Here is a 16,298-nt window from a genome sequence, read left to right as displayed (position 1 = left end):
TATTTTCGGTCAGAAGAAACGCATGTTGCGTCACTCGCTGGTGGGCGCGCGGGTTGCGGTCAGGTCCACGTCCACACCCACCGCAAAGGCCAGCGAGCTTTCATCGGCCATTGTTTCTCCGACATTGAAATCAAGACGGTTCAGCGTCAGCCCCCCGGCCATCGACGCGGTGTCACCGTCGATGGACAGGCCGAAGGGCAGGGTCACCGGCATAGACTGACCCTTGATGGTCAGCGTGCCTTGGGCTTCGTATCCATCCACGACCGGCACGATGTCGGCCACGTAAGTTGCCGTTGGAAACTCCTGCGCGTTGAAGAAATCCGGGCCCATCGCCTGATCCATGACCGACCCCAGCGTCAGCGACCCGATCGACACGGTCACTTCGACGGTGCCGGCGGTGCCGTTTTCGACAGTTTCGTCAAAGCTGATGGCGGCCGTCCAATCGGCGAACTGCCCTTCGACCTCCGAGCCAAGCTGCGTGACCGTGATGGCCAGGGTGCCGTCCTGCACTTGCCAATCCGATTGCACCACCTCCAGTTCGGCGGCGGAGACAACATCGCTGTGCGGCGCATAGACACCAAGCGCGGCGCCGCCCGACAGGGCCAGCGCCCAGAGGGCGAGGGCAGCGGTAACGGGGGCCGCGTGCTTGTGTCCATGCGCTGTTGTCGGTACGTCCGAAGGCCCGAACCACATCCGTTTCAGCGTGGCGTCCTTGTCGATGATATGGTGCTTTAAAGCACCTGCGATATGGAGGATCAGCGCCGCGGCGAGCACCTTGGTCAGCACCCAGTGCGCGCCTGCCATGGCGCCTGCCAGCGCCTCGGACTTGGGCACCAGCGGCAGGTTCTGGCCAAAGGGCCACCAGATCGGGGCAAAACCGACGGCGGCGGCATGATGAATCCAGCCCGACAGCGGCACCACCACAAGCGATCCATACAGCAGCCAATGCACGGTCTCGGCGGCAAGGCTTTCGACCTTGCGATCGGGGTGCATCAGGCCGGGCTTCGGCTGGCTCAGCGCCCAGGCTATCCGGGCCAGCGCCACGAAGAACACGGCAACGCCCATCGTCTTGTGCAGTGAAAACAGCCACGCGGTCTGTGCAACAAAGGCGTCGGATGTCTCTGCCCCTGTCTTGATATCGTAGGCCATGTTGTTGGCCACCACCCCCAGTGGGATCAGTGTGATGATCAGAAGGGCGGTCAGCCAGTGAAAGGTCTTGGTCAGGCTGCCATAGCGGTCAGCGGTGTTGGCGAGGGCCATCAGAGGTCTCCAAAGCGTGGTGTGCAGGTATAACACCTTTGCGTTTAATGTTATGCGCATGTCCGTCGCGGCAACCTGCAATTGGCGCACAGATGCCGTGCGACACTCTCTTGTCTGGCCCGTGCCGTCCCATTACACCCCGTGCAGGACCAAAAGACCAAAAAGGGGGCAGGCCATGAGCGTGGCATTCGTATTTCCAGGGCAGGGTGCCCAGACCGTGGGTATGGGCAAAGCACTGGCCGAGGCCTATCCCGCAGCCCAAGCAGTATTCGATGAGGTGGATGAGGCGCTGGGCGAAAAGCTAAGTGCGCTGATCTGGGAGGGCGATCAGGACACGCTGACGCTGACGCAAAACGCGCAGCCCGCGCTGATGGCAACATCTATCGCGGCCATGCGCGCGCTTGAGGCCGAAGGAATCACCATCGACAAGGCCAGCTTCGTGGCCGGTCATTCTCTGGGCGAATACTCTGCGCTCTGTGCAGCGGGCGCGCTCAGCGTGGCCGACACTGCCCGCCTGCTGCGCACACGCGGCAAGGCCATGCAAGAGGCGGTGCCTGTGGGCATTGGTGCCATGGCCGCACTTCTGGGCCTTGACTTTGAGACCGCCGCTGAAGTCGCGAAAGAGGCGGCCGATGGCGAAGTTTGCCAAGCCGCCAATGACAACGACCCCGGCCAAGTTGTCGTGTCGGGCCACAAAGGTGCCGTTGAGCGGGCCGTAGAGATCGCCAAGACCCGGGGTGCAAAGCGGGCGGTGATGCTGCCCGTCTCCGCCCCCTTCCATTGCAGCCTGATGGAACCCGCCGCCGCAGCCATGGCCGAAGCGCTCAGCCACGTCGACATTGAAACACCCGCAGTGCCGGTCATTCCGAACGTCACCGCCCATAGCTGCCAAAGCGGCACACTCGTACGCAACCACCTGGTCGATCAGGTCACCGGCTCCGTCCGCTGGCGCGAAAGCGTGATGTACATGGCCGCCGAGGGTGTCACCGAGATATGGGAGATTGGCGCAGGCAAGGCGCTTTCGGGCATGATCCGCCGGATCGACCGCTCGATTGCGACCCGTGCCGTGGGCACGCCCGACGATGTGAAGGCGGCCGTCGGCTGATCGCGCGGGATTTCCCGGTGCCAACAACGTGAGTTGAAATGCAGCCTTGAGCGCTTTGATCAGCTGCATCACAACGCGGGACATCATCATGCAAGACACGCTCACCCTCAGCGAAGCCATCGCACTGCAACCGGCCTGGATCGGCATTTGGCTCAACATCCTGTTTTTCGGGGCATTCATCCTGCCGATCAGCCTGTTGATCTGGAAAGCGACACGACTTGCGGCAGTGATCACAGTTGTCGGCAGCTTCGCCTCGGCGTTCCTGACGAACCTGATGTATGAACAGCTGGGCTATGTGAAGCTTCTGGGGCTGCCGCATATGCTGTTCTGGTTTCCGATTGCATATTACTTGATACGCCTGCGGGCACAGGACACGGTGCCGCCATGGCCGAAACGCATCATTCTGGTGGTTGTCGCCGTCATGGCGATTTCGCTCGTCTTCGACACTGTGGATGTGATGCGTTACGCTTTGGGTGAACGCACACCGCAAGCGTTTGAGCAATTATAGACCAAGGGACAGAAATGTTTGATCTGACAGGAAAATCAGCGCTGATCACCGGCGCATCGGGCGGCATCGGAGCCGAGATCGCGCGCACGCTGCACGGCGCAGGTGCCACCGTTGGCCTAAGCGGCACCCGCACCGACCCGCTTGAGGCATTGGCAGGAGAGTTGGGCGAGCGGGCACATGTTCTGCCCTGCAATCTCAGCGATCCCGATGCGGTCGATGCCCTGCCCAAGAAGGCGATCGAGACGATGGGTGCGGTGGACGTCCTGGTCAACAACGCTGGTATCACGCGCGACAACATCTTCATGCGTATGTCGGACGACGAATGGCAATCGGTGATCAACGTGAACCTCACCTCGACCTTCAAGCTCTGCAAAGGTGTGATGCGCGGCATGATGAAAGCGCGCTGGGGGCGGATCGTCAATATCTCGTCCGTAGTTGGCGCGACCGGCAACCCGGGTCAGGCCAACTATGCGGCATCGAAGGCGGGCATGGTGGGCATGTCGAAATCGCTCGCCTACGAAGTGGCGAGCCGCGGGATCACGGTGAACGCCATTGCACCGGGCTTTATTGCTACGGCCATGACCGACAAGCTGACCGACGATCAAAAGACTGGAATCATGGGGCAAATTCCTGCCGGTCGCATGGGCGAGGCGCATGAAATTGCCGCCGCCACGCTGTATCTGGCCAGCCCAGAGGCGGCCTATGTCACGGGCACGACCTTGCACGTCAATGGCGGCATGGCCATGTTGTAGGCGCGAGGGCCAGGATCTACTGGTCCNNGGACCAGTAGATCCTGGCCCACCACGCTGCGTATTGCCATCTTTCCGGGATGTGCTATAGGCGGCGCAGATTCCGGCAGCGGGCCACCATTCGGCCCATTGTCTCACCGCCCCAAGGGGGCAAGACCAGAGCCCCGTTTGCGCGGGGACACCACTTGGGGGCGGGAATATTTGCCCCGGACAGAATGAGGACAGTCATATGAGCGACATCGCCGATCGCGTGAAAAAGATCGTTGTGGAACACCTGGGCGTTGACGAAGACAAGGTCAGCGAAAACGCTTCCTTCATCGACGATCTGGGCGCCGACAGCCTGGACACCGTGGAACTGGTGATGGCCTTCGAAGAAGAGTTCGGCATCGAGATCCCCGACGACGCGGCCGAAACCATCCAGACCTTCGGCGACGCAGTGGGCTTCATCACGAAAGCCTCGTAAGTCATTCAGGCCCTTGCCTGATCCGGCGGCGTTCTTTCATGCGAAAGGACGCCGTTTTTTTATGTGCCTGCAATGTCCCCTTGCCTTTGACGTCCCCGTGGGGACAAGATCGGAAAAAACAAAAACATGTTCGGGCAGGACAACAGACATGGGCAGACATGTGCCGACCATCAACACGGCGCGCGTGACCTTGCGCGCAATGCGGCCGGGCGAGTTTGATCGCTTTGCCGAGATTTGGGCGATGCCCGAGGTGGCGATCTATATCGGTGGCAAGCCGCGCGCACGCAGCGAAAGCTGGCGGGCCTTTCTGGTGAACGCGGGCCATTGGCAGATGACGGGCTTTGGTCAATGGGGCATTGAAGAGCACGCGACCCAACGCCTTGTCGGGCAGGTCGGCTTTTTCTACGGCGCGCGGGGCTTGGGCGAGGATTTCGATTCCATCCCCGAGGCGGGCTGGGTGCTTGCCCCCGAAGCGCAGGGCAGAGGACTTGGACTTGAGGCCGCGCAGGCGGCCCACGATTGGTTTGATCGCGTCGTCACGGGGCCCGTCGTTTGCATGATGGACCCGGACCATGAGGCTTCGGCGCGGATTGCAGAGCAGTTGGGCTACGTGGATATGCGCGAGGCAGACGATGACGATGGGCCGATCCAGTTGAAGCTGCGGAAGTCTCCGCCTCAGGCGTGATCCAATTGAGCGCCTTTCGGCGCACGACATTTTTTATTTGGCGCTGCAGACTCACCAAAGCGAATATCTTTCGCGTTTGATCCTCCTTTGATGCTCTGGACATGACGGGTAATCCGATCCGCCCCAAGTTAAATAGCCGTCTCCCCGCACGCGGGGCCCCCGGCGATTTAACTTGGCTCGTATCCGCTCATCCGTCTTATCCGACGCAGCAAAGGCGGCTCCGAAGCGAAAGCGGTCGCGGCTGCGCAGGCAGACGCGGCCAGTGGCAAGGACTGCTTTGCTTGCAAAGCTGTCGGCCACACCGTGGAGTAGCTAAGAGAACCGGTTTCCGGCTGAGCAGGCAGACGCGGCCAGTGGCAGGGGTAGCTTTGCTTGCAAAGCTGCTAACCACCCGATGGAGTATCTGGGTGCCAGTCATCAAAGCCATCAGGCACACCATCGAGTACGCGCGCCGTCCTCCCTCGGGACTTGAACAGGGGCCAGCGGGCGCGGTAAGAGGCGAGCCAGAAAAGAGAGGGGCATGAGCAGATGCGCAGAGTTGTCGTGACAGGTCTTGGACTGGTGACGCCGTTGGCGGACGGGGTCGAGGCGAGCTGGAGCCGTATTCTGGACGGCCAATCGGGCGCGGGCCCGATCACGCAGTTTGATCCAGAGGGTCTGACTACGACATACGCTTGTGAAGTGCCCCGCGGGGACGGCTCGGACGGGACGTTCAATGGCGACACCTACATGGCGCCCAAGGAGCAGCGCAAGGTTGATACCTTTATCATGTTTGGTATGGCTGCCGCACAGCAGGCGGTCGAGGATGCAGGCTGGATGCCCGAGGACACCGAGAGCCTGGAGCGGACGGGCGTGCTGATCGGCTCTGGGATCGGTGGTTTGAACTCCATCGCCAACACGGCTGTGATGATGGAAGAGAAAGGGCCGCGCCGTGTGTCGCCTTTCTTTGTGCCGGGCGCGCTGATCAACCTGATCTCGGGCCAGGTGAGCATCAAGTACGGGTTCAAGGGGCCGAACCATTCGGTGGTGACGGCCTGTTCCACGGGTGCACATGCCATTGGCGACGCGAGCCGCTTGATCCAGCATGGCGACGCGGACGTGATGATTGCGGGCGGGGCAGAGGCGGCGATTTGCAAGATCGGGATTGCTGGCTTCAATGCGTGCAAGGCGCTGTCCACCAAACGTGCGGACGATCCGCAATCGGCGAGCCGCCCCTATGATGAGGACCGGGATGGGTTTGTCATGGGCGAGGGTGCGGGCATTGTGGTGCTTGAGGAATATGAGCACGCTGTCGCGCGGGGTGCCAAGATTTATGCCGAGGTTCGGGGTTATGGCCTGTCTGGTGACGCCTACCACATCACCGCGCCGTCCGAGGATGGCGAGGGCGGTGAGCGGTCCATGCGGGCCGCGCTGCGCAATGCGGGGCTGGAGCCGTCGGACATCGACTATATCAACGCGCATGGCACCTCGACCATGGCCGACACGATCGAGTTGGGCGCGGTGGAGCGCTTGCTGGGCAATCATGCGGCGAATGTGACCATGTCCTCGACGAAGTCGGCTACGGGGCACTTGCTGGGCGCTGCGGGCGCGATTGAGGCGATTTTCTCGATCCTGGCGATCCGGGATCAGGTTTGTCCGCCGACGATCAACCTGGACAATCCGGCCGTCGATACGCCCGTTGACCTGGCGCCCAATGCCAAGCGGGAGCGCAAGGTGGACGTGGCCCTGTCCAACAGCTTTGGCTTTGGCGGCACGAACGCGAGCGTCATCTTCGGGAAGGTCAGCTGATGTGGCGATCCATCGCCTCGAACGCGCTGACATTCCTGATCGTGGCCCTGTTCGTGTTGGGCGGGCTGATCCTGTGGGGACGCGGCCAGTATGAAGGCGCGGGGCCGCTGACCGAGGCGATCTGCGTGCAGGTGGATCGCGGATCGAACTTCCGCCGGGTGAGCCGCGATCTGGAAGAGCAGGGGGCTGTGGCCCATGGCTGGATTTTCCGGACGGGTGCGGACTATGCAGGCAAGACGGGAGAGCTGAAGGCCGGGAGCTTTCTGGTTGAACCCGGCGCGTCGATGGAAGAGATCGTCGATGTTGTGACCCGCGGGGGCGCCAGCACTTGCGGGACCGAGGTGGTTTACCGCATCGGGGTGAACCGGTTGAGCGCGCAGGTGCGCGAGCTGGACCCCACCACAAATCGTTTTGTCGAACGGGCCCAGTTTGAACCCGGTGAGGAAGAAGCGCCGGAGGCATATACCGAGGTTCGGGCAGAGCAGGACACGCGCTATCGCATCGCGCTCGCCGAAGGGGTGACAAGCTGGCAGGTCGTGGACGCGCTGCGCAACATGGATGTGCTGGACGGCGAAGTGGATGACATCCCGCCCGAAGGGGCGCTGGCCCCTGACAGCTATGAGGTGCGCAGCGGCGATGATCGCTCGGGTGTGCTGGCGCAGATGGCCGAGCAGCAGGAATTGTGGGTGTCCGCGGCCTGGGAGGCCCGTGATCCCGGACTTCCCCTGCAGAGCCCTGAGGAATTGTTGACCCTCGCGTCGATCATCGAGAAGGAGACCGGCGTGGCCGAGGAGCGAGGGCAGGTGGCTTCGGTCTTTGTCAACCGGTTGAACCGGGGGATGCGGCTGCAGACGGACCCGACAGTGATTTATGGGATCACGAAAGGGCAAGGGGTGCTAGGGCGTGGTTTGCGTCGGTCGGAGTTGCGGGCGGCGACGCCGTGGAACACCTATGTCATTCAGGGGCTGCCGCCGACACCCATTGCCAACCCGGGGCGCGCCAGCCTGATGGCGGCGGCGCAGCCGGATGAGACGCCGTATGTGTTCTTTGTGGCAGACGGGACGGGCGGGCACGCCTTTGCCGAGACGCTGGATGAACACAATCGCAATGTGGCGCGGTGGCGCGAGATTGAGGCCGAGCGGGCCAACCAGAATGATGGTGGGTGATGCGGGTGGCGGTGCGCAGTGAATGCGCACCCTACGGTCGCGGAGCGGATCACCCGTAAGGCGGAGGTGTCCTCCGCCCGTTTGTCCCCGCGGGGACACGCAAGGGTTGTTGAGTGATCTCAGTGGGTTGTCTGTCGCGTTAACCACATTTTAACCATGCGAGTAAGATTTTGTTAATGGCACCGTACGGTTAGCGGGCGATCCTCAACTGGATTTCGCTTGACTCTGCGAACGGTCACACGTATAACTTGTGACAAGCTAGAAGAAGTGGGCAAGCGGCCCCGGGGTGACCCGGTGGTCGCTTTTTCGTTTCGCTCGTGCGGAGACAATCCCAACGCATGAGAGGTCATAACACATATGACATTGATTACCCCGGAGGCTGAAGAGGCCCGCAGTGAGGAGCTTGTCTCTTCGATGCAGGACACTCTGAAGACGATGCGAAAGCAGTTCAAAGCCTTCATAGAAGAGGCTGGAGCCGGGGAGGATTTGAAGGAAACCGAGGTGAATAAGCAGCTTGCGGCGCTGACCCGCACGGTTGCCAACCTGGAAGGTATGGAGAAGAAGCTTGACGAATTTCGACAAGCCCGGAGTGGCATTGCCCAAAACGGATACGCTCTCAACCTTGACTTTGCCCGAGCTGAGGTACGGTGCGCGCTTGGTCGCCTCCGCGCCTGTGGAGGCACAGGAGCGGTTTCTGAATGAGTTGGGAGAGGGCGCCATTGGCGCCCTCCCTTTTCTGTTTGAGTTCTGGGCCATGGAACACCAGTTGCCGCCCGAGAGTAATTGGCGGACCTGGGTCATCATGGGCGGGCGTGGTGCGGGCAAGACCCGTGCGGGTGCCGAATGGGTGCGGTCGATGGTCGAGGGGCCGATGCCGCTGGACAAGGGAAAGGCCCGGCGTGTGGCGCTGGTGGGCGAGACCATCGAGCAGGTCCGCGAGGTGATGGTCTTTGGCGAGAGCGGGATCGTGGCGTGTAGCCCGACGGATCGGCGCCCGAAGTTTCATGCGGGCCGGAAGATGCTGGAATGGCCCAACGGGGCTGTCGCCACCATTCATACCGCCTTTGACCCGGAAGGGTTGAGGGGGCCGCAGTTCGATTGCGCCTGGGTCGATGAGCTTGCCAAGTGGAAGAAAGGTCAGGAGACCTGGGACATGCTGCAGTTCGCATTGCGGCTGGGCGATGATCCGCGCTGTTGCGTGACGACCACGCCACGCAATGTGGATGTGTTGAAGGATTTGCTGGCACAGTCGTCCACCGTGATGACCCACGCGCCGACCGAGGCGAATGCCGCCAATCTGGCGGGTTCGTTCCTGAAAGAGGTGCGCCGTCGCTATGCCGGGACGCGGTTGGGGCGGCAGGAGTTGGAAGGTATTCTGCTCACGGACGTCGATGGGGCGTTCTGGTCCACGGCGATGTTGGATGCGGTGCGGCGGAAACGGAAACCGAAGCTGGATCGGGTGGTGGTAGGGCTGGACCCTGCAGTGAGTGCCGGGCGCTCCTCTGACGCCTGCGGCATCATCGTCGCGGGGGTGTCGATGGATGGGCCGCCGCAGGATTGGCGGGCGCATGTGATTGCCGATTGCACCGTGCAGGGTGTGGGGCCGAGTGGGTGGGCCAAGGCGGCGATTGACGCGATGGACAAGTACAAGGCCGACCGGTTGGTGGCTGAGGTGAACCAGGGCGGGCAGTTGGTGAGCGAGGTGATCCGGCAGGTAGATCCCTTGGTGTCGCTGAAGACGGTGCATGCCTCTAAGGGGAAGGTGGCGCGGGCGGAGCCGATTGCGGCGCTGTATGAGCAGGACCGGGTGACACATGCTCTGGGTCTTGGTGAACTTGAGGATCAGATGACGCGGATGACGCGGACCGGGTATGAGGGCGAGGGATCGCCTGACCGGGTCGATGCACTGGTCTGGGCGCTGCATGAGTTGATGATTGAGCCTGCGAATGCGTACAGGCGACCGGGGGTGCGGAGTTTGTGAGCCGCGCGCGGTTTGAAACCGACCCTCCGGGGGCGGTTTATTTGGCGAAATGAAGGGCTGGAACGATAGGTTCCGGCGCTGGATGGAGAGCGGCCCTTCGGGGAGAGTTTATTTGGCAAGATGAAGGATCGGGGCGGTGTCCCGGTCGGTGAGGCGGTTCCGGTTTGGGCCGCCTTTTTCTTTGGACGGACGGGGGATTGGCCTCTCTCGGGATCATGTGAAGGAGACAGGTGTGTTTGATTTCTTTCGGAGCCGGGCGCAGGCGGATGTGCCGGAACAGAAGGCGAGTGCGACGGGCAAGGTGGTGGCCTGGCAGACGGGGGGGCGTGTGGCGTGGTCGCCGCGTGATGCGGTGTCGCTGACGCGGGCCGGTTTTTCCGGGAACCCCGTGGGCTTTCGGTCCGTCAAGCTGATTGCAGAGGCGGCGGCGGCGTTGCCGCTGGTGTTGCAGGATATGGAGCAGCGGTTTGAAACGCATCCGATCCTGTCGCTGATCAAGCGGCCCAATCCGGGGCAGGGGCGTGCGGAGTTGCTTGAAGCGCTTTACGCGCAGTTGCTGTTGTCCGGGAACGCGTATGTTGAGGCGGTCGCTGGGGAAAGTGGCGCGCCGCTGGAATTGCATGTCCTGCGGTCGGATCGGATGTCGGTGGTCCCGGGGTCGGATGGCTGGCCTGTGGCCTATGAATATGCGGTTGGCGGGGCGAAGCATCGGTTTGATGCGGGTGGGGCGGTGAGCCCGATCTGTCATATCAAGAGCTTTCATCCGCAGGACGACCATTACGGGTTTTCGCCCATGCAGGCGGCGGCCATGGCGCTCGATGTCCATACGGCGGCGTCGCGATGGTCGAAGTCGCTCTTGGACAATGCGGCGCGGCCGTCTGGGGCGATTGTGTATCGCGGGGCGGATGGGCAGTCGCAGCTGTCGGGCGATCAGTATGAGCGGTTGGTGAGTGAGATTGAGACCAACCATTCGGGTGCGCGGAATGCGGGGCGCCCGATGCTGCTGGAAGGTGGGTTGGACTGGAAACCGATGGGCTTTTCGCCGTCGGACATGGAGTTCCAGAAGACCAAGGAGGCTGCGGCGCGGGAGATTGCGTTGGCCTTTGGGGTTCCGCCGATGCTGTTGGGCATTCAGGGTGATGCCACTTACGCCAATTATCAGGAGGCGAACCGGGCTTTTTACCGCCTGACAGTATTGCCGCTGGCGACCCGCGTGGCGGCGGCTCTGGCCGAGTGGTTGGGCGCGCATACGGGTGAGGATGTGGTCTTGGCCCCGGATCTGGATCAGGTGCCTGCGTTGGCTGCGGAACGTGATGCGCAGTGGGCGCGGGTGGCTGGGGCCGATTTCCTGAGCGTGGCGGAGAAGCGGCGTTTGCTGGGCTTGCCTGCGGTGTCCGAGGACGATGCGGATGGATGATGCCAAGCTGTGGGAGAAATTCGCCTGTGGACCGGGATTGAAGCTGGAGGCCCATGAGCGCCTGACCGAGGTCCATTTTGCCAATATTTCCGACCGGTTGCAGCGTCTGGAGACGTTGATGGAGCGGTTGGAGAAGCGGTTGTGGCTGACCGTTTATGGCGTTGTCGCGGTCGTTCTGGCGACCGGGTTTCAGTCGATCATGGCGGCTATTCCCCACTAATGAAAAGGAGTGAGTGGATGCAGGTGGAAACCGGTCTGGAGACGAAATTTGCGCGCTTTGGCGAGGGGGTCGAGGTGCAGGATGGCACGGTGATCGAAGGGTATGCCAGCCTGTTTGGCGCCTGTGACCAGGGTGGCGATGTGGTGACGAAGGGGGCCTATGCGGCGTCCTTGAAGGCCATTGCTGCCGAGGGGCGGTCCGTGAAGATGTTGTGGCAGCATGATCCGGCTCATCCCATCGGGGTGTGGGACGAGGTGCGTGAGGATGCCAAGGGGCTGTGGGTGAAGGGGCGGTTGTTGCCGTCCATTGCCAAGGGCCGCGAGGCGGCGGAACTGATTGGGGCGCGGGCCATTGATGGGCTCAGCATCGGATATCGCACCGTCAAGGCCACGAAGAATGACAAGGGCCAGCGGCTCTTGACCGAACTGGAGCTTTGGGAGGTGTCTTTGGTCACTTTCCCGATGCTGCCCAGTGCGCGGGTGGCGGCCAAGTCCGAGGATGTGCCCTCGGACGCGGATGTCCATTTGCGCGACATGGCGGCGGCCTTGCGGGCTGCGCGCGCGGAGTTGGCGCAGCGCTGAACGCGCCGGGCCGTTTCACAACCAACCATCAAGGACATGCTGATGAGCAAGACCGAGATCAAGGCTCGGGCCGGGGAAGGTTTGTCCCCGGTCCAGGACGTTGCCGAGGCCATGAGTGGTTTCGTCAATGAACTGAAAGGCTTCAAGGCCGACATTCAAACCAAACTTCAACAAACGGAAGAGCGACTAACCATGCTGGATCGGAAAAACATGACGGCTGCACGCACCCCTCTGGCTGGTGCGGTTGAGACGGATGCCCCCCATCAGAAGGCGTTCAACGCCTATCTGCGTTCGGGCGAAGATGATGGCCTGCGTGGCCTGGAGCTCGAGGGCAAATCGCTGTCCACGGCGGTGAACTCGGACGGCGGGTACCTGGTTGATCCGGCGACATCGGAGTCGGTGAAATCGGTTTTGAACGCGACTGCCTCAATCCGTTCGATTGCGTCCGTGGTGAATGTCGAGGCGACATCCTATGATGTCCTCGTGGACCACACCGATGTGGGCGCAGGTTGGGCAACCGAGACCGGCACGCAAGCCGAGACCGACACACCGTCCATCGACCGTATCACCATCTCGCTTCACGAGCTGTCGGCCCTGCCGAAAGCATCGCAGCGTCTGCTGGATGACAGCGCGTTCGACATCGAAGGTTGGCTGGCCGGTCGTATCGCCGACAAGTTTGCTCGCGCCGAAGCGGCGGCATTCGTCAATGGTGACGGCAACGACAAGCCCAAGGGGTTCCTGACCCACACGACCGTCGACAATGATGTTTGGGCCTGGGGCAACCTTGGCTATGTGCCCACGGGTGTGGATGGTGACGTGACTGCCGAGGCGATCATTGATGTCGTCTATGCGCTGGGTGCCGAGTACCGTGCCAATGCGACATTTGTCATGAATTCGAAGACCGCTGGCTTTGTGCGCAAGCTGAAGGACAATGATGGCCGCTTCCTTTGGTCGGACGGTCTGGCCGCTGGTCAGCCTGCGACGCTGATGGGCTATCCGGTTCTGATCGCCGAAGACATGCCTGATGCGGGTACGGGTGCCGATGCGATTGCGTTTGGTGACTTCAACGCAGGCTACACTGTGGCCGAGCGCCCCGACCTGCGTGTGCTGCGTGATCCCTTCAGCGCCAAACCCCACGTCCTGTTCTATGCCACCAAGCGCGTGGGTGGTGACGTGAGCGACTTTGCCGCGATCAAACTGCTGAAATTCGCAACCGCCTAAGGGCAGGTGCGGATGGCCGGGGGTGGATGACTGCCCCCGGTTCCCGGGTGCGCGCTGATCAAGTGCGCCGTGTTGTCTAGCTGCTCCCCTCCGTCCGAGCAACGCGGACTGGCGCGCGCCCGGACCTTTTGGAGCCGAGGGGCAGAATTTTCCTGGAGATGTTCCATGATGTTGAACGAGGTGACCACGGTGCCCGATGGCGCGCTGCCGGTCGAAGAATTCAAGGCGCATCTGCGTCTGGGCAGCGGCTTTGGCAATGACAGCGTGCAGGACGCGGTGCTGATCAGCTTTTTGCGGGCTGCTGTGACCGCGATCGAGGCGCGGACGGGCAAGGTGCTGATCGCCCGTGACTTTGTTTTGTCAGTGACGTCCCTGAGTGCGCCGGATGCGGTGGCGTTGCCCGTGGCCCCGGTTGTTGCGGTCAACGCGGTCGCGCTGGTGGATCGGGCAGGTGTGGAGACATCGGTGTCTGGCGATGCCCAATGGCTGGAACGGGATGCGCATCGTCCGAGCTTGCGATCTGTGGGGGCAGCTTTGCCCACCATTCCGGCAGCCGGTGCGTTGAGCGTGTCCTTCACCGCAGGCTATGGGGCCGTCTGGTCCGAGGTGCCCGCTGATCTGGCGCAGGCCGTCATGTTGTTGGCCGCGCATTACTATGAGTTCCGGAACGAGACGAGCTTGAGCGAAGGCTGCATGCCCTTTGGCGTGACCAGCCTGATTGAGCGTTATAGGCCCATCCGCTTGGGCGGGGGTGTCCGGTGAAGACGCCGCGCCTGAACCGGCGCCTGACCCTTGAGAGCCCGGCGCGTGTGTCTGACGGCGCGGGCGGTTTTGCCGAAAGCTGGTCGCCCCTTGGCGTGTTGTGGGCGGAGCTGACCGCGCGGACGGGGCGCGAGACCGTTGCCACTGGTGCTGCAGTCTCTGCCGTGCCCTACGCGATTGTCGTGCGCGGTGCGCCCGTAGGCCATCCGGAGCGGCCAATGGCGAAGCAGCGGTTTCGTGATGGCAATCGCCTGTTTCACATCCGCAGCGTAGCGGAACGCGACCCGGAGGGCCGGTATCTGATCTGCATGGCCGATGAGGAGATTGCGATATGAGCTATGCCGTTTCCGCAGCGCTGCAGAGCGCGGTGTTTTCTGCAGTCGCCGCCGATGTTGCCGTAAGTGATGCGGTGGGGGATGCCGTTTATGACGCGCTGCCCAGCGGGGCATTGCCCAGCATCTATGTCAGCATCGGTCCCGAGACCGTGCGGGCCGCAGACGACAAGACCGGCAGTGGTGCCGAGCACCGTTTTGACGTGTCGGTGGTGACCGAGGTGCCCGGGTTCTTCAAAGCCAAGGAGGTCGCGGGCGCTGTCTGTGACGTGCTGCATGATGCTGATCTGCCGCTGACGCGCGGCCGTCTAGTGTTCTTGCGCTTTGATCGTGCCCGTGCGGTGAAGATCGACAAGGGCACCGGCCGCCGCATCGACCTGACGTTCCGCGCGCGGACCGAAGATAACTAATCAGTTCAATTCAAACGGAGAAAACCCATGGGTGCTCAGAACGGAAAGGACCTGCTTCTGAAGGTCGACATGACCTCGGACGGGCAGTTCGAAACCATTGCGGGCCTGCGAGCCACGCGCGTCAGCTTCAACGCCGAGACGGTGGATGTCACCAGCCTGGAGAGCCAGGGTGGATGGCGTGAGTTGCTGGCCGGTGCAGGGGTAAGGTCCGCCAGCATCAGCGGTGCCGGGGTGTTCAAAGACGAGGGCACGGATGAACGTGCGCGCCAGATCTTCTTTGACGGGGAGACGCCGAATTTTCAAGTGATCATTCCGGACTTTGGCATCGTCGAGGGGCCGTTTCAGGTGACGTCGCTGGAGTACTCCGGCAGCCACAATGGCGAGGCCACCTACGAGGTGTCGCTGGCGTCTGCCGGGGCGCTGGCCTTTACGGCGCTTGTGGCCTGATGACCAATCCGTGGAGGGGAGAGGTCACCCTGGTCATTGACGGCGAGCCGCAGACCATGCGGCTGACCCTTGGAGCGCTGGCAGGGCTTGAGGCTGCCCTAGCGGAGCCGTCGTTGGTGGCTTTGGTTGAGCGGTTCGAACAGGGCCGGTTTTCCAGTGTCGACGTCCTTGCTGTTCTCAAGGCTGGTCTGACGGGTGGCGGCTCTGACTTTGATGAGGATGCTCTGGATCATGCCGAGATTGCCGGAGGGCCGATGGGTGCTGCACGCGCTGCGGCTGAGTTGATCGCCCGCGCCTTTGTGGTGCCGGAGGCATGAGCCGAAGCCTGGACTGGCCCGCCTTGATGCGGGCCGGGATGCAGGGGTTGCGCCTGACGCCTGAGGCGTTCTGGGCGCTGACCCCTGCCGAATTGCAGATAATGCTGGGCACACCTGCCCAGGCCGCGCCGCTGTTGAGCGAGGGCCTGGATGCGTTGATGGCGGCCTGGCCGGATGAAAGGTCGGAAGGGGATCCCGAATGAGTGAGTACAACGACGAGATCGAGAACCTTGAGGAAAGCAGCGAAAGCCTGCGATTCACGCTGAGCGCCACCGCGGACATGGTGACCGGATTTGACGGCGAGTTGCGCCGGATGCGGGAGAGTTTGGCCGCGACCAACAGGGATGTGGCAACGCTTGAAAAGGGTTTGTCGCGGGGGCTGCGAAAGGCGTTTGACGGGTTGGTCTTTGACGGCATGAGCCTGTCGGATGCGTTGGACGGTTTGGCCAACTCCATGATCAACGCCACGTACAATGCCGCGATGAAGCCGGTCACCGATCATGTGGGTGGACTGCTTGCGCGCGGGGCCGAGAGTGTTTTCGGAAGCATTCTGCCCTTTGCGGATGGTGCCCCCTTCAGTCAGGGCCGGGTGATGCCGTTCGCATCTGGCGGTGTCGTCAGTTCCACGACCCCGTTCGGAATGCGGGGCGGGATGGGTGTGATGGGAGAGGCGGGACCGGAAGCCATCATGCCGTTGGCTCGAGGGCCGGATGGCAAGCTTGGTGTGCGCGGTGCAGGTGCCGCGCAAGGCGGGCCAACTGTCGTGATGAATATCAACACCCCCGACGTACAGGGCTTTGCCCGATCGCAGAACCAGATCGCCGCCCAGATGAACCGCGCGCTCAGCCGTGCGCACCGCAACCGTTAAGAGACTGAAGGGGAGCCA

Annotated in this window: 21 protein-coding genes; 20 read left to right on the top strand and 1 reads right to left on the bottom strand. The window is 62.3% G+C overall.

What is annotated here, in order from left to right:
* Nucleotides 1–30: 30 nt before the first annotated feature.
* Nucleotides 31–1,260 (bottom strand): cytochrome b/b6 domain-containing protein, encoded by a 1,230-nt coding sequence (locus tag RA29_RS16000; protein ID WP_039687545.1) that lies wholly within the window; start codon nt 1,258–1,260, stop codon nt 31–33.
* Between the two features lie 175 nt (nt 1,261–1,435).
* Here RA29_RS16000 and fabD point away from each other — a divergent pair, with 175 nt between their 5' ends.
* The 20 genes from fabD (at nt 1,436) to RA29_RS15900 (ending at nt 16,280) form a co-directional block, all read left to right on the top strand.
* Nucleotides 1,436–2,365 (top strand): ACP S-malonyltransferase, encoded by a 930-nt coding sequence (fabD, locus tag RA29_RS15995; protein WP_039687543.1) that lies wholly within the window; start codon nt 1,436–1,438, stop codon nt 2,363–2,365.
* Nucleotides 2,366–2,453: 88 nt separating this feature from the next.
* Nucleotides 2,454–2,873: a hypothetical protein gene (locus tag RA29_RS15990; RefSeq protein WP_039687929.1), complete on the top strand. Its 420-nt coding sequence runs from the start codon at nt 2,454–2,456 to the stop codon at nt 2,871–2,873.
* Between the two features lie 14 nt (nt 2,874–2,887).
* Complete coding sequence (gene fabG / locus RA29_RS15985) at nt 2,888–3,625, top strand: 3-oxoacyl-[acyl-carrier-protein] reductase (protein WP_039687541.1); 738 nt, start codon at nt 2,888–2,890, stop codon at nt 3,623–3,625.
* Nucleotides 3,626–3,851: 226 nt separating this feature from the next.
* Nucleotides 3,852–4,085, top strand: coding sequence for an acyl carrier protein (locus RA29_RS15980; RefSeq protein ID WP_039687539.1), 234 nt, complete (start codon nt 3,852–3,854; stop codon nt 4,083–4,085).
* Between the two features lie 148 nt (nt 4,086–4,233).
* Nucleotides 4,234–4,770 carry a GNAT family N-acetyltransferase gene (locus tag RA29_RS15975; RefSeq protein WP_039687537.1) on the top strand — a complete coding sequence of 179 codons (537 nt, stop codon included), beginning with the start codon at nt 4,234–4,236 and terminating at the stop codon, nt 4,768–4,770.
* Nucleotides 4,771–5,298: 528 nt separating this feature from the next.
* Nucleotides 5,299–6,558, top strand: a complete 1,260-nt coding sequence (fabF, locus tag RA29_RS15970; protein ID WP_039687535.1) for a beta-ketoacyl-ACP synthase II — start codon at nt 5,299–5,301, stop codon at nt 6,556–6,558.
* Complete coding sequence (gene mltG, locus RA29_RS15965; RefSeq protein WP_039687533.1) at nt 6,558–7,724, top strand: endolytic transglycosylase MltG; 1,167 nt, start codon at nt 6,558–6,560, stop codon at nt 7,722–7,724. The genes fabF and mltG overlap by 1 nt, the downstream gene beginning before the upstream one ends.
* A 357-nt stretch (nt 7,725–8,081) precedes the next feature.
* A complete protein-coding gene (locus RA29_RS15960) occupies nt 8,082–8,426 on the top strand; it encodes a hypothetical protein (RefSeq protein WP_039687531.1) in 345 nt (114 codons plus the stop codon).
* Nucleotides 8,427–8,478: 52 nt separating this feature from the next.
* Entirely contained in the window at nt 8,479–9,705 is a 1,227-nt protein-coding gene (locus RA29_RS15955; protein ID WP_082029571.1) for a terminase family protein, read from the top strand.
* Between the two features lie 232 nt (nt 9,706–9,937).
* Entirely contained in the window at nt 9,938–11,122 is a 1,185-nt protein-coding gene (locus RA29_RS15950) for a phage portal protein (RefSeq protein ID WP_039687925.1), read from the top strand.
* A complete protein-coding gene (locus RA29_RS15945) occupies nt 11,115–11,342 on the top strand; it encodes a hypothetical protein (protein ID WP_039687529.1) in 228 nt (75 codons plus the stop codon). Before RA29_RS15950 ends, RA29_RS15945 begins: the two co-directional genes overlap by 8 nt.
* A gap of 17 nt (nt 11,343–11,359) precedes the next feature.
* Entirely contained in the window at nt 11,360–11,923 is a 564-nt protein-coding gene (locus RA29_RS15940; protein ID WP_039687527.1) for an HK97 family phage prohead protease, read from the top strand.
* A 42-nt stretch (nt 11,924–11,965) separates the two neighbouring features.
* Nucleotides 11,966–13,144 (top strand): phage major capsid protein, encoded by a 1,179-nt coding sequence (locus tag RA29_RS15935; RefSeq protein ID WP_039687923.1) that lies wholly within the window; start codon nt 11,966–11,968, stop codon nt 13,142–13,144.
* Nucleotides 13,145–13,309: 165 nt separating this feature from the next.
* The gene (locus RA29_RS15930) at nt 13,310–13,906 is read left to right on the top strand and encodes a head-tail connector protein (RefSeq protein ID WP_039687526.1); all 597 of its coding nucleotides are present in this window, start codon (nt 13,310–13,312) and stop codon (nt 13,904–13,906) included.
* Nucleotides 13,903–14,241 (top strand): phage head closure protein, encoded by a 339-nt coding sequence (locus tag RA29_RS15925; protein WP_039687524.1) that lies wholly within the window; start codon nt 13,903–13,905, stop codon nt 14,239–14,241. The genes RA29_RS15930 and RA29_RS15925 overlap by 4 nt, the downstream gene beginning before the upstream one ends.
* Nucleotides 14,238–14,648: a DUF3168 domain-containing protein gene (locus RA29_RS15920; protein WP_039687522.1), complete on the top strand. Its 411-nt coding sequence runs from the start codon at nt 14,238–14,240 to the stop codon at nt 14,646–14,648. The genes RA29_RS15925 and RA29_RS15920 overlap by 4 nt, the downstream gene beginning before the upstream one ends.
* 27 nt (nt 14,649–14,675) lie before the next feature.
* A complete protein-coding gene (locus RA29_RS15915) occupies nt 14,676–15,095 on the top strand; it encodes a phage major tail protein, TP901-1 family (protein ID WP_039687520.1) in 420 nt (139 codons plus the stop codon).
* Nucleotides 15,095–15,412, top strand: coding sequence for a gene transfer agent family protein (locus RA29_RS15910; RefSeq protein WP_039687518.1), 318 nt, complete (start codon nt 15,095–15,097; stop codon nt 15,410–15,412). The genes RA29_RS15915 and RA29_RS15910 overlap by 1 nt, the downstream gene beginning before the upstream one ends.
* Nucleotides 15,409–15,615 carry a rcc01693 family protein gene (locus RA29_RS15905; RefSeq protein ID WP_039687516.1) on the top strand — a complete coding sequence of 69 codons (207 nt, stop codon included), beginning with the start codon at nt 15,409–15,411 and terminating at the stop codon, nt 15,613–15,615. Before RA29_RS15910 ends, RA29_RS15905 begins: the two co-directional genes overlap by 4 nt.
* Nucleotides 15,612–16,280 (top strand): phage tail tape measure protein, encoded by a 669-nt coding sequence (locus tag RA29_RS15900; protein WP_039687514.1) that lies wholly within the window; start codon nt 15,612–15,614, stop codon nt 16,278–16,280. The genes RA29_RS15905 and RA29_RS15900 overlap by 4 nt, the downstream gene beginning before the upstream one ends.
* Nucleotides 16,281–16,298: the final 18 nt, after the last annotated feature.

This window comes from Tateyamaria sp. ANG-S1 (genome assembly GCF_000814025.1).
Classification (GTDB): domain Bacteria; phylum Pseudomonadota; class Alphaproteobacteria; order Rhodobacterales; family Rhodobacteraceae; genus Tateyamaria.
This window is presented reverse-complemented; position numbering and strand designations above follow the sequence as displayed.

Excerpts from the sequence above, each read along its gene's own strand:
- RA29_RS15905 (WP_039687516.1), top strand. The coding sequence starts at position 15,409 with ATGAGCCGAAGCCTGGACTGGCCCGCCTTGATGCGGGCCGGGATGCAG.
- RA29_RS15960 (WP_039687531.1), top strand. The coding sequence starts at position 8,082 with ATGACATTGATTACCCCGGAGGCTGAAGAGGCCCGCAGTGAGGAGCTT.
- RA29_RS15990 (WP_039687929.1), top strand. The coding sequence starts at position 2,454 with ATGCAAGACACGCTCACCCTCAGCGAAGCCATCGCACTGCAACCGGCC.
- RA29_RS15915 (WP_039687520.1), top strand. The coding sequence starts at position 14,676 with ATGGGTGCTCAGAACGGAAAGGACCTGCTTCTGAAGGTCGACATGACC.
- fabG (WP_039687541.1), top strand. The coding sequence starts at position 2,888 with ATGTTTGATCTGACAGGAAAATCAGCGCTGATCACCGGCGCATCGGGC.
- RA29_RS15900 (WP_039687514.1), top strand. The coding sequence starts at position 15,612 with ATGAGTGAGTACAACGACGAGATCGAGAACCTTGAGGAAAGCAGCGAA.
- RA29_RS15955 (WP_082029571.1), top strand. The coding sequence starts at position 8,479 with ATGGAACACCAGTTGCCGCCCGAGAGTAATTGGCGGACCTGGGTCATC.
- RA29_RS15940 (WP_039687527.1), top strand. The coding sequence starts at position 11,360 with ATGCAGGTGGAAACCGGTCTGGAGACGAAATTTGCGCGCTTTGGCGAG.
- fabF (WP_039687535.1), top strand. The coding sequence starts at position 5,299 with ATGCGCAGAGTTGTCGTGACAGGTCTTGGACTGGTGACGCCGTTGGCG.
- RA29_RS15975 (WP_039687537.1), top strand. The coding sequence starts at position 4,234 with ATGGGCAGACATGTGCCGACCATCAACACGGCGCGCGTGACCTTGCGC.
- RA29_RS15910 (WP_039687518.1), top strand. The coding sequence starts at position 15,095 with ATGACCAATCCGTGGAGGGGAGAGGTCACCCTGGTCATTGACGGCGAG.
- RA29_RS16000 (WP_039687545.1), bottom strand. The coding sequence starts at position 1,260 with ATGGCCCTCGCCAACACCGCTGACCGCTATGGCAGCCTGACCAAGACC.
- RA29_RS15920 (WP_039687522.1), top strand. The coding sequence starts at position 14,238 with ATGAGCTATGCCGTTTCCGCAGCGCTGCAGAGCGCGGTGTTTTCTGCA.
- RA29_RS15935 (WP_039687923.1), top strand. The coding sequence starts at position 11,966 with ATGAGCAAGACCGAGATCAAGGCTCGGGCCGGGGAAGGTTTGTCCCCG.
- RA29_RS15980 (WP_039687539.1), top strand. The coding sequence starts at position 3,852 with ATGAGCGACATCGCCGATCGCGTGAAAAAGATCGTTGTGGAACACCTG.
- RA29_RS15945 (WP_039687529.1), top strand. The coding sequence starts at position 11,115 with ATGGATGATGCCAAGCTGTGGGAGAAATTCGCCTGTGGACCGGGATTG.
- RA29_RS15930 (WP_039687526.1), top strand. The coding sequence starts at position 13,310 with ATGATGTTGAACGAGGTGACCACGGTGCCCGATGGCGCGCTGCCGGTC.
- fabD (WP_039687543.1), top strand. The coding sequence starts at position 1,436 with ATGAGCGTGGCATTCGTATTTCCAGGGCAGGGTGCCCAGACCGTGGGT.
- mltG (WP_039687533.1), top strand. The coding sequence starts at position 6,558 with ATGTGGCGATCCATCGCCTCGAACGCGCTGACATTCCTGATCGTGGCC.